This window comes from Streptomyces sp. NPDC043738, from assembly GCF_056436545.1.
The window spans coordinates 1-9870 of record NZ_JBWKCJ010000032.1; the positions used below are offsets into that span (position 1 = coordinate 1).

Annotated in this window: 5 protein-coding genes; 4 read left to right on the forward strand and 1 reads right to left on the reverse strand. The window is 74.4% G+C overall.

Annotated elements, in window-relative coordinates; genetic code table 11:
- From AC0680_RS31340 to AC0680_RS31350, 3 genes are all read left to right on the forward strand, one after another.
- Positions 1-1789: SUKH-4 family immunity protein (locus AC0680_RS31340; RefSeq protein WP_478635442.1), on the forward strand; the 1789-nt coding region annotated here is incomplete at its 5' end.
- Positions 1790-1990: 201 nt separating this feature from the next.
- Positions 1991-2926, forward strand: a complete 936-nt coding sequence (locus AC0680_RS31345) for an LCP family protein (RefSeq protein ID WP_478635636.1) — start codon at positions 1991-1993, stop codon at positions 2924-2926.
- A 100-nt stretch (positions 2927-3026) separates the two neighbouring features.
- Complete coding sequence (locus AC0680_RS31350) at positions 3027-4001, forward strand: cellulose-binding protein (protein WP_478635443.1); 975 nt, start codon at positions 3027-3029, stop codon at positions 3999-4001.
- A gap of 20 nt (positions 4002-4021) precedes the next feature.
- Here AC0680_RS31350 and AC0680_RS31355 read toward each other — a convergent pair whose 3' ends face one another.
- Complete coding sequence (locus tag AC0680_RS31355) at positions 4022-5677, reverse strand: MFS transporter (protein ID WP_478635446.1); 1656 nt, start codon at positions 5675-5677, stop codon at positions 4022-4024.
- 263 nt (positions 5678-5940) lie between these two features.
- On the opposite strand from AC0680_RS31355, the gene mfd reads away from it, so the two are divergent.
- Positions 5941-9489 (forward strand): transcription-repair coupling factor, encoded by a 3549-nt coding sequence (mfd, locus tag AC0680_RS31360; RefSeq protein ID WP_478635449.1) that lies wholly within the window; start codon positions 5941-5943, stop codon positions 9487-9489.
- The last annotated feature ends 381 nt before the right edge of the window (positions 9490-9870 follow it).

Genomic DNA, 9870 nt, shown 5'->3' on the forward strand with positions numbered 1-9870 from the left:
TCCACCCCCACCCCCCCCCCCCCCCCCCCCCCACCCACCCCCCCCCCCCCCCCCCCCCCCCCCCTCCCCCCCCCCCCCCCCCCCCCCCCCCCCCCCCCCCCCCCCCCCCCCCCCCCCCCCCCCGGGCCGTGGTGGTGCCTCGCAGGACCCTGCGCGGCTCGCGGAGGCCGAAACCGGCAAGGCCGATGCGCGTCCGGCGTCCGGGCCGGGTGCGCCCGGTGCGCCGGCCGGTGGCTATGTGCCCACGCAGCTGGTCTCGCAGCTGGATGCGGCGGATGTCGATCTCAGTGCGGTGGACGGGACGGACCGTCCCGGTGCCGAGGGCACGGGTGCCGGCGGGGCGGGCTCGGGCGGTACGGGTGCCGGTGGTCCCGGTGGCGGGGTGCACGCCGCCGCCACGATGCTCGCCGACGGTGCGTCGTTGCAGGCGAGCCTGGGTGGTGCCGGTGGCCCTGGTGTGCCGCCGCCGCCCGGTCCGCCCGGCGCGCCCAAGCCGCCCGGTCCGCCCGGTAGGTCCGGCGCGTCCGCGGCCGGGCAGGGCCCGGCGGGTCAGGGCGGCCAGGGCGGTCCGCCGCCTCCGCCTCCGGCGCCGCCTGTGGCGGGCGGCACCGGCGGCGGTGGGGTGCATGCCGCGGCGACGATGCTCGCCGGCGGTGCCGCGCTGGGCGGTCCCGGTGGGGCGGGCGCTCCCGCCGTGCCGCCGGCCGGCCACGGTGCCCCGCCCGCGGGTGTGCCCGCCCCGCCGCAGGCCGCGCCGCCCGGCCCCCCGGGCGCGTACGGCTATCCGCAGGCCCCCAGCGGTCAGCCGACCGTGGGCCCCGGCTACATGGCGGTGCTCAGCTATCGCGCGCCGGACGGTTCCGAGCAGAAGATCGTGCGCCGTTCGGCGCCCGGTACGCCGCATCCGGAGTGGCAGCTGCTGCACGAGCTGCGGGCGATGAACGTGCCCCCGCAGCAGGTCCTGGAGCTGCACACGGAGCTGGAGTGCTGCGATCTGCCGGGCGGCTACTGCGCCCGGATGATCCGGGACAACTGGCCGCAGGTGCGTATCAGCCACACGGCCGCGTACGGCCGGGACCATGCCTCGCGTCAGCAGGGCGTACGGCATCTGGTGGAGCATCAGGGCGAGTTGCACCAGGTCGCGGACGGTCCGGCGCGGCCGGCTCCGGTGCGGGTGCCGCTGCCGCACCCGTCCCAGGTGCAGCCGGTGCCGCCGGTTCCGCCGCAGGCGATCGGCCAGGAGCTGGAGCAGGCCTTCGGTCCGCAGGGGATCTTCCGCTTCGATCAGCGGGCGGTCTCCCGGCACGGCGTGCCCGATGTGGTGGCGCAGATGCTGGTGTGGGCCGGACTGCCGGTCGACTTCGGGCCGTTCTTCTGGGCGCAGGCGCAGCCGGGCCGCCCGGTGCCGACGCTGGCGGAGCTGGCGGCGGAGCGGGGCGTGCAGCCGGCCGCCGACGCGGGCTCGTATCTGGTGATGGGCAACGACTTCGGCCGTCAGCTGTGTGTCCAGTACGGGACCGCGCACATCGTGGCGGTGCCGATGGAGGGCGGGCCGGGCGGCCAGCCGGCGGCGCCGCAGTTCGTCAACAGCGGGCTGCCGGAGTTCGTGCGCTGTCTGGCGATGCTGGGGCGGATGTGGCGGCTGCGCTACGGGCTGACGCCGGAGCAGGCGGGCCGCTGGACGGTCGACTTCCAGGCGCAGCTGGTCGCCTTGGACCCGCCGGCGCTCGGTTCGCCGGAGACCTGGTGGTCGGTGCTGCTCGAGCAGATGTGGGACGGGCTGCTGTAGGCCAGGTCCGCGCCGCGCGCCGTATGGAGGGTGCGCGGCGCGGTGAGGGGTCCGGGTGCTCGACCTGCGCGACGGGCCGGGCCCCGGGACCATGCCTGTATGGGCCGTCCGATACCCCCGCGCTACCGGGCGGGGCGGTTGCGGTCGCCGCGCGGGGCGGCGCCGCCGCGGCGCCGGTGGTCGTGGCTCAGCTGGTTGCTGGTGTCGCTGCTGTTGCTGGTCGTGCTGGTGGTGGCGGCCGGGGCCGGGCTGTACGTCCGGGCGGGGCGGGAGCTGCGGCACACCGACGCGCTGGCGGACTACGCCGGGCGGCCGGCTGCCGGTCGGGGGACGAACTGGCTGCTGGTGGGCTCCGACAGCCGCGCCGGGCTGACCCCGCGGCAGCGCGCGGAGCTGCACGTCGGAGGCGGCCGGGTGCGCAACACCGACACGATCATGGTGCTGCACTACGGCGAGCACGGCTCCGCTCTGGTCAGCCTGCCGCGCGACAGCTACGTCCCCGTTCCCGGCCGCGGCGGCCGGAAGATCAATGAGGCGTATGCGGACGGCGGTCCGCGGCTGCTCACCCGGACGGTGGAGCAGGCGACCGGTCTGCGCATCGACCGCTATGCCGAGGTGAACTTCCTGGGTCTGGTGCGGGTCGTGGACGCGCTGGGCGGCGTACGGCTGTGCCTGGAGGCGCCGCTGAGGGACGAGCCGTCGGGGGCGGACTTCCGGGCCGGCTGCCAACGGATGGACGGCGGGCGGGCGCTGGCGTACGTGCGGGCGCGCTATGCGGACCCGGAGGGTGACCTCGGACGGGTGAAGCGGCAGCGGCGGCTGATCGGCGCGGTGGCGGAGGCGATGGCCGGCCCTGATGTGTTCCTCGACCCGGCCCGGCTCAAGCGGGTGCTGGACACCTCGTTGGCGGCGCTGACCGTGGACGAGGGCGCGGGGGCGGCGCAGGTGCTGGACATGGGCTGGGCGCTGCGGCGGATCGCCGGGGGCGAGGGGGCGGCGACGACGGTTCCGGTGCGGCGGCCCGGGGTGTGGGTGGCGGGCGCCGGGTCGGTGCTGCTCTGGGACGAAAACGGGGCGAAGCGGTTGTTCCAATCCTTGTACAAGGATGATCCAATTCCGACTTCTGGCGATAAATGACGCATCCTGGGGGGACGGTCCGGGCGAAGTGCCGCAAGGGTGGGTCTTGGCACCGGTCCGTAAGGACAAGCGCGCGTAACTGCACAGAGGGGCTTGAGGGATGAGTGCACCGGTTTCGCCTCATGGGTTCGAGACCGTACGAGGGCGTGGCTACCGGCCGGAGGACGTCGACCGCCGGTTCGAGGGCCTCTCGATCGACCGTGACTCCTGCTGGGAGCGTGCCGCGCGGCTCACCGTCCTGTGCAACGAGATGGAGGACGAACTCGCCGGGCTGCGGCTCTATCTGGCGAAGCTGCCGCCGCAGACGTACGAGTCCCTCAGCAGCGAGGCCCGGCTGATCCTGAGCACGGCGGAGTCCGAGGCGGAGCGGCTGCGGGCCGAGGCCGAGCAGGCCGCCGAGCGGGCCCGTGACGAGTCCGACGGCTTCACGCACCAGGTCCGAGCCGCGGCGGACCAGGCCGCCTCGGCCCTGCGCACCGAGGCGGACGAGCTGGCCCGGCGCACCGAGGAGCGGGCGCAGGAGGACGGCGCGAAGCGGGTGGCCGCGGCGGCCAAGGACGCCGAGCGCCTGCGCGCGGAGGCGGCCGAGGAGTGGGGGCAGGCGGTGCGCGACACCGCCCGGATGCTGCGCGAGCAGGAGAAGCAGCAGGCCGAGGCGTGGGAGGCGGCCGGGCGGGAACTGGCGAAGCTGGACGCGGAGATGGACCAGCTCGTCGCGGAGCGGGACGCCCGCGGGCAGGCCGTCCTCGCCGACCGGCGCCGGCTCTACGCGGAGGCCGAGGAGGCCGCCCGGCACCGGCAGGAGGATGCCGAGGACCGCGCGGCCGGGCTGCTGGCCCGTGCGAGGGTCGAGGTGGAGCGCATCGAGCGGGCCACGGAGCGGGCCTTGCGCGAGCACGCCGAGCGGCGCGAGGAGGTCCGCACCCATATGACGCACGTCCGCAACAGCCTGGCGGCGCTGACGGGCAAGCCGCCGGCGGCGGACGGGGCGGACGGCGGGCCCGCCACGGGGTCCGGCGGCGACCCCGACGACGAGGACACCTTGACCACCGAGCTGCCCCGGCCGCGCGGCTGACCGCGCGCCTGCCGCCCGGTCTACCGCGCCGCCTCGCCCGCGCTCTCCGCTTCGTCCGCACGGCCCCGGCCGTCCCGGTCGCCGCGGGCGTCGGCCTCCACCGGGAAGCGCCGCGGCGCCAGCAGCACCAGGGCGACCAGGGCGAGCGCGGCGGCCGCGGCGGCGCCGAGGTAGACGTGGTCGACGGCGGTGTCGACGGCCCGGCGCAGGTAGTCGGTGGCGCGGGCGGTCAGCGCGCCGGACTGCTCCAGGGCGTGCGAGACCGCGTCGAGATCGCCGGGGAGGCCGGGGCGGATGTCCGAGGGGGCGTGCGCGAGGCGGTCGTTGAGGGTGGCGTTGGCCAGGGCGCCGAAGAGCGCGGCGCCCACCGACTGGCCGACCTGGCGGCAGAACAGTATCGAGGCGGTGGCGGTGCCGCGCTCGGCGTAGTCGACCGAGGACTGCACGCCGATGATCAGCGGCAGCTGGAAGAGCCCGAGGGCCGCGCCCAGCGCCAGCATGATCAGGGCGGGCTGCCAGGCGGCGCCGGGGTAGGGCAGCAGGGGGAAGGCGAGCAGGATCGCGCCGGCCGCGCCGATGCCGAGCATCGCGCAGGTGCGGATGCCGGTGCGGCGGTAGACGTGACTGCTCAGGGCGGCCGACAGCGGCCAGCTCAGCGTCATCACCGAGAGCACGAAACCGGCGGCCGTCGGGCCCAGGCCCAGCACCGACTGGGCGTAGGTGGGCAAGAAGACGGTCGGTGCGACCATCAGCAGGCCCAGCGCGCCCAGGGCGAGGTTCACGGCGGCGATGGTGCGGCGGCGCCAGACCCAGCCGGGGATGATCGGTTCCGCGGCGCGGCGCTCGATCAGGACGGTGGCCGCCGCGCCCACCGCGCTGCCGGCGAACAGCAGCAGCGACGGCGCGGAGAGCCAGGGCCAGGCGACGCCGCCCTGGACCAGCGCGGTCAGCAGCAGCCCGCCACTGGCGAAGATCGCCAGCGCGCCGGGCCAGTCGACGCGCGGACGACGGCCCGGGGCGCCGCGCCGCGCCGCGGCGTCCTCGTGGAAGTGCCGCACGATCAGCCACAGCGCCACCGCGCCCACCGGCACATTGACCAGGAAGATCCACCGCCAGTCGGCGTAGGTGGCGAGCAGCCCGCCCAGGGCGGGGCCGGCGACCGCCGAGGCGGCCCAGACGCTGGAGAGCCTGGCCTGTATCCGGGGGCGTTCCGCCATCGGGTAGAGGTCGGCGGCGATGGTCTGCACGGTGCCCTGCAGGGCGCCGCCGCCCAGCCCCTGCAGCACCCGGAAGGCGATCAGGGACGCCATGCTCCAGGCGCCCGCGCAGGCCAGCGAGCCGACGAGGAAGAGCACGATGCCGGCGATCAGGATGGGCTTGCGGCCGAAGGTGTCGGAGAGCTTGCCGTAGACCGGCAGGGTGACGGTCACGGCCAGCAGGTAGCCGGAGAAGAGCCAGGAGAACACCGCGAAGCCGCCGAGGTCGCCGACGATCTGCGGAATGGCGGTGGCGAGGATCGTGAAATCCAGCGCGGCCAGCGCCATGCCCAGCATCAGCGCCGCGACGACCGGGCCGCGCCGCGCGGTGCGTGCGGGCGCGTTCCCTGGTGCCGGGGAGCCGGGGCCGCCCGTTCCGCGGTCCGCCGGGCTGTCGCTGTCCCTGGTCGTGCGGCTCACGGGTTCCCCTCCTCGGTCGGGCTGCGGCTGTCCGGGTGTGTGTATCGGACACCGTTCCAGTCGACACCCAACCACGCGGGGCCGCGATGCGGAACGGCGCTTCTCGGCAGATGGACGCCCCCGGCGCGCAGGGGCGTCGCGCCCGGGCCCGGTCCGCTCGGTCGGCGGGCTGTCGGTGGTCGGGCGTATCGTGGGCAACCCGCCCGTGCGACGCCGCGGGCTGTTCGCGTTGTTCGCCTCGCTTGCTGGGACGGAACCTTTTCATGAGCCTGACTGGTCTGCTCGACGCCGTCGTACGGGACCCGGCGCTCGCCGAAGCGGTCCGGGCCGCGGCCGACGGCCACCGCCCGCACGTGGACCTGGTGGGTCCGCCGGCCGCCCGCCCGTTCGCGGTGGCCGCGCTCGCCCATGGCACCCGGCGCCCCGTGCTGGCCGTGACCGCCACCGGCCGGGAGGCCGAGGACCTCGCCGCCGCGCTGCGCAGCCTGATGCCGGCCGGCGAGGCGCACCGCGTCGTGGAGTTCCCGTCCTGGGAGACGCTGCCGCACGAGCGGCTCTCCCCGCGCTCCGACACCGTCGGCCGGCGCCTGGCGGTGCTGCGCCGGCTCGCCCACCCGAGCCCCGACGACCCCACCGCCGGCCCCGTATCCGTCGTCGTCGCCCCGATCCGCTCGGTGCTCCAGCCGCAGGTCAAGGGCCTGGGCGACCTGGAGCCGGTCAGCTTGCGCACGGGGCAGAGCGCCGATCTCGAAGAGGTCGTCGACGGGCTGGCCGCGGCCGCCTACGCCCGCGTCGAACTGGTGGAGAAGCGCGGCGAGTTCGCCGTCCGCGGCGGCATCCTGGACGTCTTCCCGCCCACCGAGGAACACCCGCTGCGGGTCGAGTTCTGGGGCGACGACGTCGAGGAGATCCGCTACTTCAAGGTCGCCGACCAGCGCTCCCTGGAGGTCGCCGAGCACGGCCTGTGGGCGCCGCCGTGCCGTGAGCTGCTGCTGACCGACCAGGTGCGGCAGCGGGCCGCGGCGCTCGCCGAACAGCACCCGGAGCTGGGCGAACTCCTCGGCAAGATCGCCGAGGGGATCGCCGTCGAGGGCATGGAGTCCCTGGCCCCCGTCCTCGTCGACGACATGGAACTGCTGCTGGACGTGCTGCCCAAGGGCTCCATGGCCGTGGTCTGCGACCCGGAGCGGGTACGGACCCGGGCCGCCGACCTGGTGGCGACCAGTCAGGAGTTCCTCCAGGCGTCCTGGGCGGCGAGTGCGGGCGGGGGAGAGGCGCCGATCGACGTCGGCGCGGCCTCGCTCTGGGGCATCGCCGATGTCCGCGACCGGGCCCGCGAGCTGGGCATGATGTGGTGGTCGGTCTCCCCGTTCGCCGCCGACGAGGACCTGGCCGCCGGGGACGGCGACACCCTCAAACTGGGCATGCACGCCCCCGAGACCTACCGCGGTGACACCCAGCGGGCGCTCGCCGACACCAAGCAGTGGCTGGCCGACGGCTGGCGGACGGTGTACCTCACCGAGGCGCACGGCCCCGCGGCCCGAACGGTCGAGGTGCTCGGCGGCGAGGGCATCGCCGCCCGCCTGGACGCCGGCCTGGCGGAGATCACCCCCGCCGTCGTCCATGTCGCCTGCGGTTCCCTCGACAACGGCTTTGTCGACCCCTCGCTCAAGCTCGCCGTCCTGACCGAGACCGATCTGTCGGGCCAGAAGGCGGCCGGCAAGGACGCGGCCCGCATGCCGGCCCGCCGCCGCAAGACCATCGACCCGCTCACCCTCCAGGCCGGCGACTTCATCGTCCACGAGCAGCACGGCGTGGGCCGCTACATCGAGATGGTCCAGCGCACGGTCCAGGGCGCCACCCGCGAGTACCTCCTGGTCGAGTACGCCCCCGCCAAGCGCGGCCAGCCCGGCGACCGCCTCTACATCCCCACCGACCAGCTGGAGCAGGTCACCAAGTACGTGGGCGGCGAGGCCCCGACCCTGCACCGCCTGGGCGGCGCCGACTGGACCAAGACCAAGGCGCGCGCCAAGAAGGCCGTCAAGGAGATCGCCGCCGACCTCATCAAGCTCTACTCCGCCCGGATGGCGGCGCCCGGCCACACCTTCGGCCCGGACACCCCCTGGCAGCGGGAGCTGGAGGACGCCTTCCCGTACGCCGAGACCCCCGATCAGCTCACCACGATCGCCGAGGTCAAGGAGGACATGGAGAAGTCGGTCCCGATGGACCGGCTGATCTGCGGCGACGTCGGCTACGGCAAGACCGAGATCGCGGTCCGCGCGGCCTTCAAGGCCGTCCAGGACGGCAAGCAGGTGGCGGTCCTGGTGCCGACCACCCTCCTCGTCCAGCAGCACCACGGCACGTTCACCGAGCGCTACGGCCAGTTCCCGGTCAACGTCCGGGCGCTGTCCCGCTTCCAGACCGACACCGAGGCCAAGGCCGTCCTCGAAGGGCTGCGCGACGGCTCGGTCGACCTCGTCATCGGCACCCACCGCCTGTTCTCCTCCGAGACCAAGTTCAAGGACCTGGGCCTGGTCATCGTCGACGAGGAGCAGCGCTTCGGCGTCGAGCACAAGGAGCAGCTGAAGAAGCTGCGCGCCAACGTGGACGTGCTGACCATGTCCGCCACGCCCATCCCGCGCACCCTGGAGATGGCGGTCACGGGCATCCGCGAGATGTCCACGATCACGACGCCCCCCGAGGAGCGCCACCCGGTCCTCACCTTCGTCGGCCCCTACGAGCAGAAGCAGATCGGCGCCGCCATCCGCCGTGAACTCCTGCGCGAGGGCCAGGTCTTCTACATCCACAACCGCGTCGAGTCGATCGACCGGGCCGCCGCCCGCCTGCGCGAGATCGTCCCCGAGGCCCGCATCCAGACCGCCCACGGCCAGATGGGCGAGTCGCAGCTGGAGCAGGTCGTGGTCGACTTCTGGGAGAAGAAGTTCGACGTCCTGGTCTCCACGACCATCGTCGAGTCCGGCATCGACATCTCCAACGCCAACACCCTGATCGTCGAGCGCGGCGACAACTTCGGCCTGTCCCAGCTGCACCAGCTGCGCGGCCGGGTGGGCCGCGGCCGCGAGCGCGGCTACGCCTACTTCCTCTACCCGCCGGAGAAGCCGCTGACCGAGACCGCCCACGAGCGGCTGGCGACGATCGCCCAGCACACCGAGATGGGCGCCGGCATGTACGTCGCCATGAAGGACCTGGAGATCCGCGGCGCGGGCAACCTCCTCGGCGGCGAGCAGTCCGGCCATATCGCGGGCGTCGGCTTCGACCTCTACGTCCGCATGGTCGGCGAGGCCGTCGCCGACTACCGGGCTTCCCTCGAAGGCGGGGCGGAGGAGGAGCCGCCGCTGGAGGTCAAGATCGAACTCCCGGTGGACGCGCACGTCCCGCACGACTACGCGCCCGGCGAGCGGCTGCGTCTGCAGGCCTACCGCGCCATCGCCTCCGCCAGCTCGGAGGAGGACATCGCGGCCGTCCGGGAGGAGCTGACCGACCGCTACGGCAAGCTCCCCGAGCCGGTCGAGAACCTCCTGCTGGTCGCCGGCCTGCGCATGCTCGCCCGGGCCTGCGGCGTCAGCGACATCACCCTCCAGGGCGCCAACATCCGCTTCGGCCCCGTGGAGCTGCGCGAGTCCCAGGAGCTGCGCCTCAAGCGCCTGTACCCGCGCACGGTCCTCAAGCCGGCCACCCGCCAGATCCTGGTGCCGCGCCCGACCACCGGCAAGATCGGCGGCAAGCCGTTGGTCGGCCGTGAGCTGCTGGCGTGGGTGGGCGAGTTCCTCACGACCGTTTTGGGCTCGTAGCCCCGCTTCCCACGTTGCCGGCTGGCCCGCCGTGCCTGTCCTGTTGTTCTTTTCCCGCCTTCGGCGGGGGCGGAGGGGGTTGTGGGGTGGGGCCCCGGGTTGGTGGTGGGTGCCGGGTTCGGGGCCTCCGGGGTGGTGTTGTGGACTGCTGCGCTTTACGTCCACAACACCACCCCTCCGGCCCCGCCCCCTCCCACCGGCGAACGGGACCCCACCCCGGTGGGAAGGAAGGCACAAACGCCAAAAGCTCGGCCGCGTCACGATGCGGCCGAGCTTCTGGTTCTTTTTGACATATCCCCCACCGGGCCGGGGGCTGCTCCACCGGACGGGAGGGGGCGGGCCGGAGGGGCCTGTTGTGTGGACGTAAAGCGCAGCAGTCCA

Coding starts and splice junctions, on each gene's coding strand:
- AC0680_RS31350 (WP_478635443.1), top strand. CDS start 3,027: ATGAGTGCACCGGTTTCGCCTCATGGGTTCGAGACCGTACGAGGGCGT.
- mfd (WP_478635449.1), top strand. CDS start 5,941: ATGAGCCTGACTGGTCTGCTCGACGCCGTCGTACGGGACCCGGCGCTC.